8 protein-coding genes and 1 pseudogene are annotated in these 16,648 nt (G+C 29.8%); all 9 read left to right on the top strand.

The features are described 5' to 3' along the window. Nucleotides 1–247 precede the first annotated feature (247 nt). Nucleotides 248–1,732, top strand: a complete 1,485-nt coding sequence (locus MRZ80_RS02505) for a sodium-dependent transporter (RefSeq protein ID WP_292535876.1) — start codon at nucleotides 248–250, stop codon at nucleotides 1,730–1,732. 234 nt (nucleotides 1,733–1,966) lie between these two features. Beyond that, nucleotides 1,967–3,433 (top strand): annotated as a pseudogene (locus MRZ80_RS02510) (sodium-dependent transporter); the annotation flags it as partial. A 220-nt stretch (nucleotides 3,434–3,653) separates the two neighbouring features. Next, complete coding sequence (locus MRZ80_RS02515) at nucleotides 3,654–5,156, top strand: sodium-dependent transporter (RefSeq protein WP_292535879.1); 1,503 nt, start codon at nucleotides 3,654–3,656, stop codon at nucleotides 5,154–5,156. Between the two features lie 244 nt (nucleotides 5,157–5,400). After that, nucleotides 5,401–6,888: a sodium-dependent transporter gene (locus MRZ80_RS02520; protein WP_292535881.1), complete on the top strand. Its 1,488-nt coding sequence runs from the start codon at nucleotides 5,401–5,403 to the stop codon at nucleotides 6,886–6,888. Between the two features lie 238 nt (nucleotides 6,889–7,126). After that, the gene (locus MRZ80_RS02525) at nucleotides 7,127–8,629 is read left to right on the top strand and encodes a sodium-dependent transporter (protein ID WP_292535883.1); all 1,503 of its coding nucleotides are present in this window, start codon (nucleotides 7,127–7,129) and stop codon (nucleotides 8,627–8,629) included. Nucleotides 8,630–8,908: 279 nt separating this feature from the next. Continuing rightward, a complete protein-coding gene (locus MRZ80_RS02530) occupies nucleotides 8,909–10,417 on the top strand; it encodes a sodium-dependent transporter (RefSeq protein ID WP_292535884.1) in 1,509 nt (502 codons plus the stop codon). Nucleotides 10,418–10,609: 192 nt separating this feature from the next. Further along, entirely contained in the window at nucleotides 10,610–11,767 is a 1,158-nt protein-coding gene (locus tag MRZ80_RS02535; RefSeq protein WP_292535886.1) for a CapA family protein, read from the top strand. Nucleotides 11,768–12,040: 273 nt separating this feature from the next. Then, on the top strand, nucleotides 12,041–14,194 hold the full coding sequence (locus MRZ80_RS02540) for a Tex family protein (protein ID WP_292535887.1): 2,154 nt from the start codon (nucleotides 12,041–12,043) through the stop codon (nucleotides 14,192–14,194). 255 nt (nucleotides 14,195–14,449) lie between these two features. Next, entirely contained in the window at nucleotides 14,450–16,552 is a 2,103-nt protein-coding gene (acs, locus tag MRZ80_RS02545; RefSeq protein WP_292535888.1) for an acetate--CoA ligase alpha subunit, read from the top strand. The last annotated feature ends 96 nt before the right edge of the window (nucleotides 16,553–16,648 follow it).

The following is a 16,648-nucleotide window of genomic DNA, read 5'->3' on the forward strand; positions in this document are numbered from 1 at the left end:
TTTTTTCATTCATTTATATATTTGTTTTTAAATCTATAAAAATTTTATACAAATAGGATCATTTTAAAAAATTCTACGTACTCTCAAATTAAATAGAAAATATTGCACTTTTTTATTTGGTGTATATGTAACAGTTCAAAAATAGTAATTTATGATAAGGTTGTTTTAAAACTAAATGTTATAAATTCTAAAAAACATAAATATATAATAATTTTATTAATAATTCTAATAAAATGGAGGATATTTATTGACAAAATCGTCTAATAACTTTAAAAAAAACAAATGGAACAGTTCATTTGCCTTTCTTATGGCAATGATTGGGGCAGCGGTAGGTCTAGGAAACATTTGGCGATTTAATTATGTATTATATTCAGAAGGTGGGGGAGCATTCTTCATACCATACTTCACAGCGATATTAATCATGGGAATACCATTTTTAATACTTGAATATGGAGTAGGATATAAATTTAAAGATTCTCTGTCAAATATATTAAAGAAAATCAAGCCAAAACTTGAATCACTAGGATGGTTTGTAGTACTGGCTGTATTTTTAGTACTGACATATTACATTGTAATTGTAGGATGGGACTTTATATACTTGATACTAAGTTTCTTTAAAGGATGGGGAGCAGATCCTAACATGTTCTTTGCAAATAACATAATTGTTGGTGGAGACAACATCAATGCCATAACACAACTAGTACTATCAGTAACAGCAATAACAGCACTCTTATGGGCACTACTTTGGTATGTATCACATAAGTCAGTTGATGGAATTGAAAAAACAGTAAAGATTTTAATTCCAGTATTATTCATACTTATGATTTTCATTGTACTTTATGCATTAACACTACCAGGACAAATGTATGGAATAACAGAACTTCTTAAACCAGACTGGTCACTACTAGGTGATGTTGGAATATGGCTTGCAGCATTTGGACAGATACTTTTCTCACTTTCAATGGGACAGGCAATGGCATTAACATATGCAAGTTATCTACCAGAAGATGCAAAACTTACAGATAGTGTACTACTTGTAGTTCTTGCAAATTCAGCCTTTGAAATATTCACAGCATTTGGAGTATTTTCAATTCTTGGATTTATGTGTCTTCAAAGTGGACTTCCAATAGAACAAGTAGCAACAAGTGGAACAGGACTCTTATTTATTGTATTCCCACAAATATTTAATATAATGGGAGATGTAGCATATATACTTGGACCACTATTTTTCCTATGTGTACTATTTGCAGGTTTCACATCAATCATTGCACTCTTTGAGCCAATGCTAAATACAATATGTATGAAATTTAAATTATCAAGAACAAAAGCAGCATCAATACTTACAATAATAGGATTTATAATATCAATACTATTTACAACAGGAGCAGGAAACTATCTTCTCACAGTAGTTGATGAATTCCTAAACCAGTTTGCAATAGTTCTTGGTGTAATACTTCAGGCTGTAATTTTCGGATGGATATATGGTGTAGATAAGATAATACCACTTGTTAATAAAAATTCAAAATTCCATGTAGGAAAACTATGGACAATAGTAATAAAGGTAGCATTACCAATAATTTTAACTATAATGTGGATACAGGGAATGCTTGAATTAATAGGATCAAATGATCATATAACACTAGCAATTGAAGCAATTGTAACACTTATATTAATTATAGTTCCAGCCATATTAACAGCACTACCTGAAAAACAATTAGAGGATGTAAATTAACATTCTCTTCATTTTCTTTTTTTTACTAAATTATTTAAATTTAATTTCATAAATTATCCATTAGTTATTATTAATTCATAATATAACTATTTAAAAAAGCTATTTTCATCATTTAATTCACTTATTTTATTCTAAATTATTTTATATTTATAAAAAGAGCATATTATTGACTATAAACTAAATTAGTAAAAATTAAAGTAGTAGGTGATTTAATTTAAATCAGAAAATAAACAAAAAAATCAGTGGAATAGTTCATTTGCATTTCTCATGGCAATGATTGGAGCAGCTATAGGTCTTGGTAATATATGGCGATTTAGCTATGTTTTATACTCCCAGGGTGGAGGAGCATTTTTCATACCATACATTACAGCAATAGTTATTATGGGAATACCATTTCTAATAATGGAATATGCACTTGGATATAAATTTAAAGATTCACTGTCAAATATATTAAAAAAAGTAAAACCATACTTTGAATTTATAGGATGGTTTGTAGCATTTTTAGTATTTTTAGTGTTGACATACTACGTTGTTATCATAGGATGGGATTGTCTTTATCTGATACTTAGCTTCTTTAAAGGATGGGGAGCAGATCCTAATATGTATTTTAATAACAATATTATAATGGGAGGTTCTGAAAATTTCAGTGGAATATTTACACCAGTAATTCCTGTATCTATAATAACAATAGTATTATGGATTATAATATGGTTTATTTCACATAAATCTCTTGATAATCTTTCAAAAGTTGTTAAAGTATTAATACCAACACTTTTCATAATAATGGCTTTTATTATAATCTATGCTGTAACACTTCCAGGACATACAATTGGACTTTATGCACTATTTAAGCCTAACTGGTCACTTCTTTTAGATATTGACATATGGCTTGCAGCATTTGGGCAGATATTATTCTCCCTTTCAATGGGACAGGCAATTGCATTAACATATGCTAGTTACCTCTCTGATGATGTTAAACTTGTAGATAATGTATTGTATGTTGTTGTATCAAATTCACTCTTTGAAATATTTACAGCAGTAGGAGTATTTTCTATTCTTGGATTTATGTGTCTTCAAAGTGGACTTCCAATAGAAGATGTAGCAACAAGTGGAACAGGATTATTGTTTATTGTATTTCCACAAATATTTAATATAATGGGAGATGTAGCATATATAATAGCTCCTCTATTTTTCCTATGTGTACTATTTGCAGGTATTACATCAGCATTGGCATTTCTTGAAGTAATAACAAATGGAGTGAGTATGAAATTTGGATATTCAAGAGTAAAATCTGTAACATTATTTTCAATAATAGGAGTTGCAATATCACTCATACTTACAACAGGAGCTGGAAACTACCTAATAACAATACTTGACACATACTTAAATCAGTTCGGAATACTTCTTGGTGTAATTCTTCAGGCAGTTGTAATTGGATGGCTTTATGGTGTTGAAAAACTTACAAGTATTATAAATGAAAATTCAACAATAAAAGTTGGAAGATTATGGATACTGACAATAAAAATGATAATGCCTGTAATTTTAAGTATTATGTGGATATTTGGAATCTTTGATCTTATTGCATCTGAAGATCATCTGACACTAACAATTGAGGCAATAATAACAATAGCATTTATAGTAGTTCCATGTATACTTACAATACTTCCATCAAAAAATAGTGAAAATATAGAAAAAAATTAGTTAGTAATTAAATAAACAGTATTTAAAATAAAAATGAAAATAATATTTAAATTTTTCATTTTTCATATTCTTTTTTTAAAAATATTATAAATAAAATCCTCTTTTTTATATAAAATAATAAAAATCTAGTTTTTATTTAAATATACTAATTGTTTATAAATTTAAAAAACTATAAATATATATTAATTTTATTAAAACTCAAAATATTGGGGGAGATTCATTGACAGATTCATCCGATGAAGTTAAGAAAAATCAATGGGATAGCTCATTTTCTTTTCTTATGGCTATGATCGGAGCAGCAGTAGGTTTAGGTAATATATGGAGATTTAGTTACGTAGTTTATTCACAAGGTGGAGGATCATTTTTTATACCATACTTTTTTGCAATATTAATTATGGGAATACCATTTTTAATACTAGAATATGGTCTAGGATTTAAATTTAAGGATTCACTTTCAAATATCCTTAAGAAAATCAAGCCGAAATTTGAAGTTGTAGGTTGGTTTGTAGCATTTCTAGTATTTTTAGTACTGACATACTATATTGTTATTATGGGATGGGATCTGATATATCTCATTTTAAGCTTCTTTAAAGGTTGGGGTGCAGATCCAAACATGTATTTTAATACAAATATTGTTGTAGGTGGAAACAATCTAAATGGTATATTTACACCAGTAGTTGCAGTAACAGCTGCAGTTATATTTATCTGGGCAGTATTATGGTATATTTCACATAAATCAGTTGATGGTATATCAAAAGCTGTTAAATTCCTTATTCCTGTTTTATTTATTATGATGGGATTTATTGTAATTTATGCTTTAACACTTCCTGGTAAAATGATAGGACTCACAGCACTATTTACGCCAGACTGGTCAGCCCTTGGTAATGTGGAAATATGGCTTGCAGCATTTGGACAGATTCTTTTCTCACTTTCAATGGGACAGGCAATTGCTGTAACATATGCAAGTTACCTTCCATCTAAAAGTAAACTTATTGATAATGTACTTATTGTTGTAGCATCAAATTCACTTTTTGAAATATTTACAGCAGTAGGAGTATTTTCTATTCTTGGTTTCATGTCACTTAGAACAGGACTTCCAATAGAACAGATTGCAACAAGTGGAACAGGTCTTTTATTTGTTGTGTTCCCTGAAATATTCAACATTATGGGTGATGTTGCATATATCATAGCACCATTGTTCTTCTTATGTGTGTTCTTTGCAGGTCTTTCAACGATCATTGCATATCTTGAGCCAATGTCTATGGCAATAACTAAGAAATTTAAATTATCAAGATTTAAAGTAACAACAATTCTTACAGTAGTAGGTCTCATATTATCATTTGTATACACAACAGCTTCAGGAAACTTCCTTTTAACAATTGCAGATGAATATCTTAATCAGTTTGCAATTTTACTTGGTGTAATTCTTCAGGCTATTATTGTTGCATGGTATTATGGATGTGATAAATTACTTGGTGTTTTAAATGAAAGTTCAACATTTAATGTAGGACGTAAATGGATTTTAATAATCAAAGTAGCACTGCCTATTATCTTAACAATACTATGGCTTCAAGGACTTAGAAGCGTACTTTTAACAGGAGACTTTACAGTACAGATGATTGAACTTGTAATTACAATTTTATTCATTGCAGTACCTGTAATATTAACACTACTTCCTGGAAAAGATAAAGATGATGGTAAAATTAAAGCAATAGAAGAGTAGCCATCCTCTTTTCATTTTTCACTTTTTTTCTATTTTTTTTAATATTTTTATGAAATTACTTCTTTTTTGAATATTTACCCTATTTTTATTTAAAAGTTAAATTATACATTTTTCAACTATTTTTATGAATTAATACATACTTTTTAGATTAAATTCCCTATTTTTAAAACTAAAATTATTAATACATCTCCTAATACATATAATATTTAAAAAATAACTAAAAACAAAGGGAGGGAATTATTTTTTGAATAAATCAGATAAATCAAAAAACCAGTGGAACAGTTCATTTGCATTTCTCATGGCAATGATTGGATCAGCCGTTGGTCTGGGTAATATATGGAGATTTAACTATGTACTCTACTCTGAAGGTGGTGGTGCATTTCTAATACCATATATTATAGCAATACTTGTTATGGGAATTCCATTTCTTATACTTGAATATGGTCTTGGATATGGACTTCGTGATTCACTATCAAATATACTAAAGAAAATTAAGCCATACCTTGAAGTTGTTGGATGGTTTACATCGTTTATTGTATTTTTAATACTTACATATTATATTGTTATTGTAGGATGGGATGTAATATATCTGGCACTTAGCTTCTTTAAAGGTTGGGGTGCAGATCCTAACCTGTTTTTTAGCAACCATATTGTTGTAGGTGGAAATGATCTTAATTCTATTACATCATTTGTACTGCCACTTAGTATTATAACAGTACTACTTTGGATTGTATTATGGTATATTTCATGTAAGTCAATAGATAGAATTGAAAAAACAGTAAAAGTATTAATACCACTTCTTTTCTTGTTAATGGCATTTATTGTATTTTATTCACTTACACTACCAGGACATATGATGGGACTTCAAGCACTCTTTGAACCTAGATGGGAACTTCTTTCAGATATAAAGATTTGGCTTGCAGCCTTTGGACAGGTACTCTTTTCACTTTCAATTGGTATGACAATTGCAATAACATATGCAAGTTATCTGCCTGATGGTAGTGAAATTACAGGTAATATATTAACTGTTGTATTTTCAAATTCATTTTTTGAATTATTTACAGCAGTAGGTGTATTTTCAATTCTTGGTTTTATGTCACTTCAAAGTGGACTTCCAATAGATCAGCTTGCAACAAGTGGAGCAGGACTATCTTTTATAGTATTTCCACAGGTATTTAATATATTAGGTGATAGTGCATATATTCTAGGACCTATATTTTTCCTATGCATACTATTTGCTGGTATAACATCAACACTTGCACTTTTTGAAACTATGCGAAATCCAATATCAATCAAGTTTGGATATTCAAGACGTAAATCATCAACAATACTTGCAATAGTAGGAGTTATAATATCACTCATATATACAACAGGATCTGGAAGCTTTATACTTACAGTAGCAGATAACTTCCTTAATAATACTGGATTATTATTTGCTGTTGCTCTTCAATGTATAATCTTTGGATGGATGTATGGTGTAGATAAACTACTTCCAAAGATAAATGAAAATTCAAAGATAAAAGTTGGAAAAACATGGACAAGGGTAATTAAGTACATCTTACCATTCATACTGTTAATATTATGGATATCAGGAGTTATGGATGTTGTAAAACTTAAAGATGTAAATGAAATGATAATACAAGCAATAATTACTATTTTAATAATTGTTGTACCTATAATATTATCAAAACTACCAGCAAAAGATAAAGACGATGGTAAAATTAAACAATAGAAGAGTAGCTATCTTCTTTTCTTATTTTTTCTTTTTTTCTATTTTTTAGTACTTATTTTTCAATTTAATATTTAATTTTTTTATTTAGAAGTTTATATTAATCATTTTTTAATTATTTTTAGTAAATAATACATATTTTTCATATTATTTAGTTTATTATTTAACTAAATTTATTAATACATCCTATTATACATATAATATTTAAATTTACTAAAAAACTAGAAGGGGGAATGATTTTTTGGGAAATTCAGATGATCAAATCCAAGGTCAACAGAAGACTAGGTGGAATTCTAGATTTGCATTTCTTATGGCAATGATAGGATCTGCTGTTGGTCTTGGAAATATATGGAGATTTAACTATGTACTATATTCACAGGGTGGAGGAGCATTTCTAATACCATATATTACAGCAATAATTGTTATGGGATTGCCATTTCTTATACTTGAATATGGTGTAGGATATCATCTTAGAGATTCACTTTCAAATATACTAAAAAGAATTAAGCCATACCTTGAAGTTGTAGGATGGTTTATACTGTTAATTGTATTTTTAATACTTACATACTACCTTGTTATTGTAGGATGGGATGTTATATATCTGGCACTTAGCTTCTTTAAAGGCTGGGGTGCAGATCCTAACATGTTCTTTAGTAATAATATTGTTGTAGGAGGAGATGATCTTAATTCTATCACATCATTTGTACTACCAATGTCTCTTATAACAATACTTCTATGGATTGTATTATGGTATACATCATGTAAGTCAATAGATAGAATTGAAAAAATAGTAAAATCATTAATACCACTTCTTTTCTTGTTAATGGCATTTATTGTATTTTATTCACTTACACTACCAGGACATATGATAGGACTTCAAGCATTATTTAGACCTAAATGGGAACTTCTCTCAGATCCATCAATATGGGTTGCAGCCTTTGGACAGGTACTATTTTCACTTTCAATGGGTCTGTCAATTGCAATAACATATGCAAGTTATCTACCTGATGAGAGTGAAATTACAGGTAATGTAGTTGCTGTTGCATTTTCAAATTCATTTTTTGAATTATTTACAGCAATTGGAGTATTTTCAATTCTTGGATATATGTCACTTCAAAGTGGACTTCCAATAGATCAGCTTGCAACAAGTGGAGCAGGACTTTCATTTATTGTGTTCCCACAGGTATTTAATGTAATGGGTAATAGTGCATATATTCTTGGACCTGTATTTTTCCTATGTATATTCTTTGCAGGTTTAACATCACTTATTTCATTATTTGAAACAATGAGAAATGCACTTTCAATGAAGTTTGGATTTACAAGACGTAAATCATCAACAATACTAACAATTTTTGGACTTGTAATATCACTTGTTTATACAACAGGATCAGGAAGTTTCATACTTACAATAGCAGATGCATTCCTTAATAATATGGCATTAATACTTGGTGTAATACTTCAAGCTGTGATCTTTGGATGGATGTATGGTGTTGAAAAACTAATTCCTGCAATAAATAAGAATTCAAAACTAAAAGTAGGAAAAACATGGACTGCTGTTATAAAATATATTCTGCCTGTAATTTTATCATTACTGTGGATATGTGAAGTTATTGATGTTATAACATTTGATGATATAAATGTTTTAATTATACAGATAATAATAGCAGCTATACTTATAATTGCACCAATAGTACTTACAAAACTACCAGCAAAAGATGAAAATTCAACACCAAAAATAGATTAAAAAAAATAATAATTATGTGTGGAGTATATAAATTAAACTTCACACTACCTTTTTTTCATTTTTTTTTATTGTTAATATCACATACATGTGATGATAAAAAAGATTAGATTTAAAAATTTTTTTCTTATTTTCCAAATATTTTAATTTTTTTTTACTTATTTTTTTAATTTTTTTAGTAAGTATATGTTTATTTTTTTTATATTTTTTTATAAAAGTCTAAATATTGTAAATTATAAATGTATATCATGTTTAATAATTATTAATTGATTGGGGAATCTATTGACACAATCATCAAATCAAATTAGTAAGACTAGGTGGAGCAGTACATTTGCATTTCTTATGGCAATGATTGGTTCTGCTGTTGGTCTTGGAAATATATGGAGATTTAATTATGTTGTATATTCAAATGGTGGGGGAGCATTCTTCATACCATATTTATGTGCAATAATCTTTATGGGTGTACCATTTCTTTTAATAGAATATGGTGTAGGTTATAAATTTAGGGATTCATTTTCAAATATCTTAAAGAAGATTAAGCCATGCTTTGAAGTTCTTGGATGGCTGGTTATGCTATTTTTATTCCTTGACTTGTCATATTATATGATAGTTCTTGGATGGGATTGTATATACTTTATTTTAAGCTTCTTTAAAGGATGGGGTGCAGATCCTAACATGTTTTTTAATGCCAATCTTATTGTTGGTGGAATGAACTTAGATAGTTTAACAACGTTTGTACTTCCAGTTACAGCAGTTACAATAATTCTCTGGGCAGTTTTATGGTATATTTCACACAAGTCTATTGATGCAATTGAAAAGACTGTGAAAATATTAATACCTCTCATGTTCTTTTTAATGATATTTATTGTATTTTATTCACTTACACTTCCAGGACATGATGTTGGACTTCAAGCACTCTTTACGCCTGACTGGTCGGCTCTTGGAAATATTGATATTTGGCTTGCAGCATTTGGACAGGTACTTTATTCACTTTCTATGGGTGAGGCTGTAGCACTTACATATGCAAGTTATTTACCTGAAGGATCAAAGCTTATTGATAACTTACTTGTTGTTGTTGCTTCAAATTCATTTTTTGAAATATTTACAGCAGTAGGGGTATTTTCAATTCTTGGATATATGGCACTTGAAACTGGTTGTTCTGTAGGACAGGTTGCAACAAGTGGAACAGGACTTTTATTTATTGCATTCCCACAGGTATTTAATATAATGGGAAACTTTGCATATATACTTGGACCTGTATTTTTCCTATGTGTTCTATTTGCAGGACTTACATCGATTGTAGGAATGTTTGAACCTATTGTTAATGCAATGTCAGCTAAGTTTGGACTTTCAAGAACAAAGGCTGCAACAATTGTAGGACTTATTGGTCTTTGTGTATCACTTATATATACAACAGGATCTGGAAACTTTATTCTTACAGTTGTTGATGAATTCTTCAGTGAATTTGCACTACTTCTTGGTGTAATACTTCAAGTTATTATATTTGGATGGTTCTATAGTATTGAAAAAATTGTTCCAATACTTAATGAAAATTCATCAATACATGTTGGAAAAAAATGGATATTTACAATTAAATTCCTGCTTCCTATTATTCTAACCATTATATGGCTTAGTGGTGTTGCAGGTCTTATAGGAACACAAGATGGTGCAACAGTTCTAATTGAGGCTGTTGTTACTGTGATGTTTATAGTTGTTCCAATTGTATTAACATTACTTCCAGAAAAAAAGAGCGATGTTAATTTAAATCCAGCCATAGAAGAATCAAGCTAATTCTTCTATTTTTACTTTTTTTAGATCTGAACAATTTTTTATAATTATTTTTACAGTTGTTGATGTAGATATAACTGCTAAATTATTAACATAATCTCCTTTTTTTTAAATTTCCAATTTCAATTTATTATTTTTTTTTAAACTAATTTTTTTTATAAATTGAATTATAAAATTATTATATAGTGAAAAGATATGAGTGATAAAAAACAAAATCCACAAAAGTCCACTCAAACATCACAAAAAAACAAGAAGATAAATAAATCTCTAAGAAATAGACTTATCATACTTATAATACTAGTCATTATACTTATGGCACTACTTGTATTTGCAAATCCATTCAGTAGTGATGGTAAAGCAAATGTTCTATCACAACCTAAGGGTAACCTTTCAATAAGTATGACAGGAGATGTGATGTTTGGACGTAAAACACCAGCAGTTCTATCAGATAATCCATATCGTTATGTAAGTGATGTAATAGGACAGTCAGATCTACTTGTTGTAAATACAGAAAATCCATTTACAACCTCATCAAATGCTGTAAAACCTGATGTACCACTTAAGGCTGATCCAAGCTACATTAAGTATGTTAATGGAACAAATTATACAGTAGTATCTGCTAATGCTAACAACCACGTATTTGACTATGGTATTGATGGAATGCAAGATTCAATTAAAAACTTAGATTCAGCAAATATTGCACATATTGGTGCAGGAAACAATAAAGCTGAGGCAACAAAACCATTTACAATGGAAAAAAATGGTCATAATATAACAGTATTTAACTTCATGGATAGTGAAAACTTTGCAGAATACAGCCAAGAAGTACTACCAAAGGCAACAGATACATCTGCAGGATTTGCTGCATGGGATGATGAAGAATCACCAAAACAAATAGCACAGGCAAAAAATAATTCAGACTTTGTTATTGTATATATGCACTATGGTAATGAATATAGCAGATCTCCAAATGAAAACCAGGAAAAAATCTCACATAAATCAATAGATGCTGGTGCTGATGCTGTTGTTGGATCACATGCCCATGTAACACAGGGTGTTGAAATGTATAATGGAAGACCAATATTTTACAATCTTGGAAATTTCATATTTGATCAAAGTAATCCTGCAACACACAGTGCATACTTCATAAATTTCAATATTACAGATACAAATGTAACAGCAACACTATATCCAATATATATCAATGGATATCTTCCACATTATATGGATGTTACAGATGCATCCTCATTTATTGAAACATTAAATCCACAATGTCCTGATATGAATATAGATGATAATGGACATGGTATAATTCATTATTCAATAGATGATAAAAATAAGACCAAAAAATAATTATTCACCACCTTCTAACTTTATTTTTTTTTATTTTAACTTTTTTTTTATTATTATATAAAAATGTAAATAAATACTCATAAATTAGTATAAAAATAATATAGTATAAAATTAAGATATTAAATTAATATGAGAAAATATATTCTTTTTTTTAGAATAATTGAAAAATTTTAAATTATATTAATATAATGAAAAAATGGGGAAGTATATATTTTCAGCAAAGAATAATTTAGAATAAAATTTTTTTGTATATTATTTTTTTGAGGAAATTTTATGATTGATATAGAAAGAACAATTGCTACAGAATTAAATATTAAACCATGGCAAGCAAATGCAGCTATCACACTTATTGGTGAGGATAACACAATACCTTTCATAGCAAGATACAGAAAAGAGGCAACAGGAGGACTTGATGATGAACAATTAAGAACTCTTAATGAACGTCTTAAATATCTTACAAATCTTGAAGATAGAAAGGATCAAATTATTGCATCTATTGACAAACAGGGAAAACTAACAGATGAACTAAAAGCTGAGATAGAAAATGCAGAAACATTAATAGAAGTTGAAGATTTATACAGACCATATAAAACTAAAAAACGAACACTTGCATCAAAAGCAAAAGAAAAAGGTCTTGAACCACTTGCACTTACAATCTATGCACAGGAAATTGATCATCCAATTGAGGAGGAAGCTGAAAAATTCATAACAGATGAAGTGCCAACAGTAAAAGATGCACTTAAAGGTGCAGGTGACATAATTTCTGGTATGATATCTGATAATGCTACATTTAGACGTTTTATTCGTGATGTAACAGTAAGAAAAGGAAAAATTATCACATCACCTAAAGATGAGGAAGTATCATCAGAATATGAAATGTACTATGAGTACTCAGAATTTATCACAGATATTCCAGAACACAGAGTTCTTGCAATAAATCGTGGAGAAAAAGAAGGTATTCTTAAAGTAACAATTGAAGCACCAATTGAAAATATTAAATTCTATCTTGAAGATGAAATATTAATTAACTTTGCATCAACTCCTGAGGCAATAGAATACAATGAATATACAGAAGAATTCCTTAAAAAAGCAATGAAATCTGCATATAAAAGATTAATTGCACCATCAATTGAACGTGAAATCAGATCAACACTTACTGATGAATCAGAAAATAAGTCAATTAAGGTATTTAAGAAAAATCTTGAACAGCTTCTTATGCAACCACCAATTGTATCAAAAAGAGTACTTGGATGGGATCCTGCATTTAGAACAGGATGTAAACTTGCAGTTATTGATGAATTTGGAAAAGTTCTAGATACAGCAGTTATTTATCCTACAGAACCTCAAAATAAGGTTCAAGAGGCAAAAGAAGTTGTACTTAACTTAATTGACACATATGATATTGATATTATTGCACTTGGTAATGGTACAGCATCACGTGAATCAGAAGAAGTAATATCTGAAATTATTAAAGGTACTGATGTATCATATGCTATTGTAAATGAGGCTGGTGCATCTGTATATTCAGCAAGTGATCTTGCACGTGAGGAATTTCCTGACTATGATGTTACAGAACGTGGAGCTATATCAATTGCAAGAAGACTTGAAGATCCTTTATCTGAACTTGTAAAAATTGATCCTAAAAGTATTGGTGTTGGTCAATATCAGCATGATATGAATGCTAAAAAGCTTGATGAATCACTTGATGGTGTTGTTGAAAAGAGTGTAAACAATGTTGGTGTTGATGTAAATACAGCATCTCATACTCTTATGGAGCATATTGCTGGAATTTCATCAAAAATTGCAAAAAGTATTGTAGCATATCGTGAAGAGAATGGTTCATTTAAAAATCGTGACCAGCTTCTTGATGTTAAAGGTATTGGAGCTAAAACCTTCCAACAGTGTGCTGGATTTATGAGAATTTATAATTCAAGTAATATTCTTGATAGTACCTGTGTTCACCCTGAATCATACGATGTAGTATCTGCTCTTCTTACAATTTATGGATATGATTTATCTGATATTAGAAATGGTGGAGTAGACATTAAAATTGATGATAAGGAAAAAATTGCAGAAGAACTAGGTGTGGGTCTTTGGACACTTGAGGATATTCTAGCTGAACTTAAAAAACCTGGACGTGATCCAAGGGAAGAATTTGATATGCCACAGCTTAGAAAGGATGTTCTTGCAATTGAGGATTTAGAGGAAGGTATGGTTCTTGAGGGTGTTGTACGTAATGTTGTTGACTTTGGTGCATTTGTTGATATTGGAGTTCACCAGGATGGACTTGTGCATATTTCACAACTTGTTGAAGATAAGTTTGTAAAACATCCTATGGATATTGTAAATGTTGGTGATATTGTAGAAGTTAAAATTTTAGATGTGGATTTAAAGCTTAATAGAATCTCACTTTCTATGATATTATAATTTCCTCTCCTTTTACTTTTTTTATTTTTTACTTAAATTTTAATAATCTTTATATACTTATAGTTAGATAACTTATTAAAGATAGAAGTTAAATTATTTGTCATTAATTATCATGATAGATATATAATTTCTAAGCTAAACAATTTAACTAAATATTATAAATTTGTCAGAAAACCCATAGAAAATATTGAAGTAATATTAAAATGATTGGGTTGTTCATTAAGTGATAAATGTTAAATAATTGGAGAAATTAACATGAAAGATCTAAAAGGACTATTTAATCCGAAGTCAGTTGCTGTTATAGGAGCATCAAATAAAGAAGAAAAAGTCGGATATATTGTAACAGACAACCTTATTAAATGTGGGTTCCCTGGAAAAATATATCCTGTAAACAATAAAGCAGACGGTGAAATATTAGGCCTACCTGCTTACAAATCAATTTCAGACATTCCAGATGATGAAATAGATCTAGTAGTAATGTCAATTCCTGCAAAATTTATAAATGCTACATTACGTGAATGTGGTGAAAAAGGAGTTAAAAACGTTATAACACTAACAGCAGGATTTAAAGAAGTTGGTGGAGAAGGAGTAAAACTTGAAGAAGAAATGGGCGAAATTGCAAAAGAATATGGAATGAATATTCAAGGTCCTAACTGTCTTGGAAGTTTAGATACTCACACACCACTTAACGCATCATTTGCAAATGGAATGCCAAATAAAGGAAATATTGCATTTGTATCACAAAGTGGAGCTATGACAGTAGCTATTCTTGATTGGAGTATGGCTAATGGTATAGGATTTAGTAAAGTAGTAAGTTTAGGAAACAAAGTGGATGTTTCAGAAATCGATGTAATTGAACAATTAGCAGAAGATGATGAAACAAAAGTTATCTTAGGATATCTTGAAGGAATAAGTGAAGGTGACAGATTCCTTGAAGTAATGAGACGTGTAACAAAAATTAAACCAGTTATCTTACTCAAATCAGGATCAAGTCAAGCAGGTGCAAAAGCAGTATCATCACACACAGGATCACTTGCAGGTAATGAATTTGCATTCGATGCAGCATTTGAAAACTGTGGTGTAATGAGAGCACACTCAATGCAAGACTTATTTGACTATGGAGTTGCATTCTCAAAATCTGAAGTACCAAAAGGTAAAAACATTGCAGTAATTACAAATGCTGGTGGTGGAGGAGTACTTACAGCTGATAAAATAGAAGAATTAGGCTTAGAATTAGCAGAATTATCAGAAGAAACAAAAGCAGAACTTCAAAAATACATCCCAGATGAAGGTAGTGTAAACAACCCTATTGATGTATTAGGAGATGCACCAGCAGACAGATATGAAAAAACACTCGAAGTTGTACTACAAGAATCTAACATTGACAGTGTAATTGTAATGGCATGTCCAACAGCATCATACAAAGCAATGGAAGTAGGTCAAGCAATTGTAGAAGCTAAGAAAACATCAGATAAACCAATTATTGTTGTAAACATGGGTGGACCTTCATTTGAAGAAGAAGAAAAAATATTAAGAGAAGCAGATATTCCAACAACTGTATTCCCAGAAACAGCTGTTACTGTACTTCAAATGATGGAAAGATATGCAACAATACAAGCTGAAAACCAAGAATCCTGTCTTGATAAAATTACAGATGTAGATAAAGATGCAGCAGCAGAAATTATAAACAATGCAAAAGCAGCAGGTAAAGATGCACTTATTGGTAGTGAAGCATACCAAGTTGCAAAAGCATATGGAATTTCAGCAGCACCTATTGTACTTGCAAAAACAAAACAAGAAGCAGGAATTGCAGCAGAAGAAATGGAATTCCCTGTTGTTCTTAAAATTGCATCAGATAAAATATTACACAAAACCGATATTGGTGGAGTAGTAGTAAATGTACAAAGTAAAGAAGAAGCTGAAAATACATTTGAAGAAATCATGCAAAAAGCAAAAGAAGCTCACCCTGATGTAATACCAGATGGTGTGGAAGTTCAAAAAATGATGCCTTCAGGACATGAAGTACTTGTTGGTATGTTACGTGATGCACAATTTGGTCCTATCATAGCATTTGGTATGGGTGGAGTATATGTAAATCTTATTAATGATGTATGCTTCAAACTTGGATCAGGAATTAATGATGAAGTAATTGATGATCAAATAGAAAGTACAAAAATCAGCAAACTTCTTAAAGGATATCGTGGAGATGCACCTAGTGACATTCCAGCTGTAAAAGAAGTAATTAAACGTGTTGCAAAATTAACAATTGATTTCCCTGAAATTAAAGAGTTAGATATCAACCCTGTATTTGTATATGAAGATGGATGCAGTGCTCTTGATATAAAAATAACATTATAAATTACTTAACCTCTTCATTTTTTTCTTTTTTTCTTTTTTTTTAACTTTGAATATAAAAGTCTTTCATTTAGTTTTAGTTAGGAATTATTTTTTTTT

This window comes from Methanosphaera sp. (assembly GCF_022768985.1).
Lineage (GTDB): Archaea > Methanobacteriota > Methanobacteria > Methanobacteriales > Methanobacteriaceae > Methanosphaera.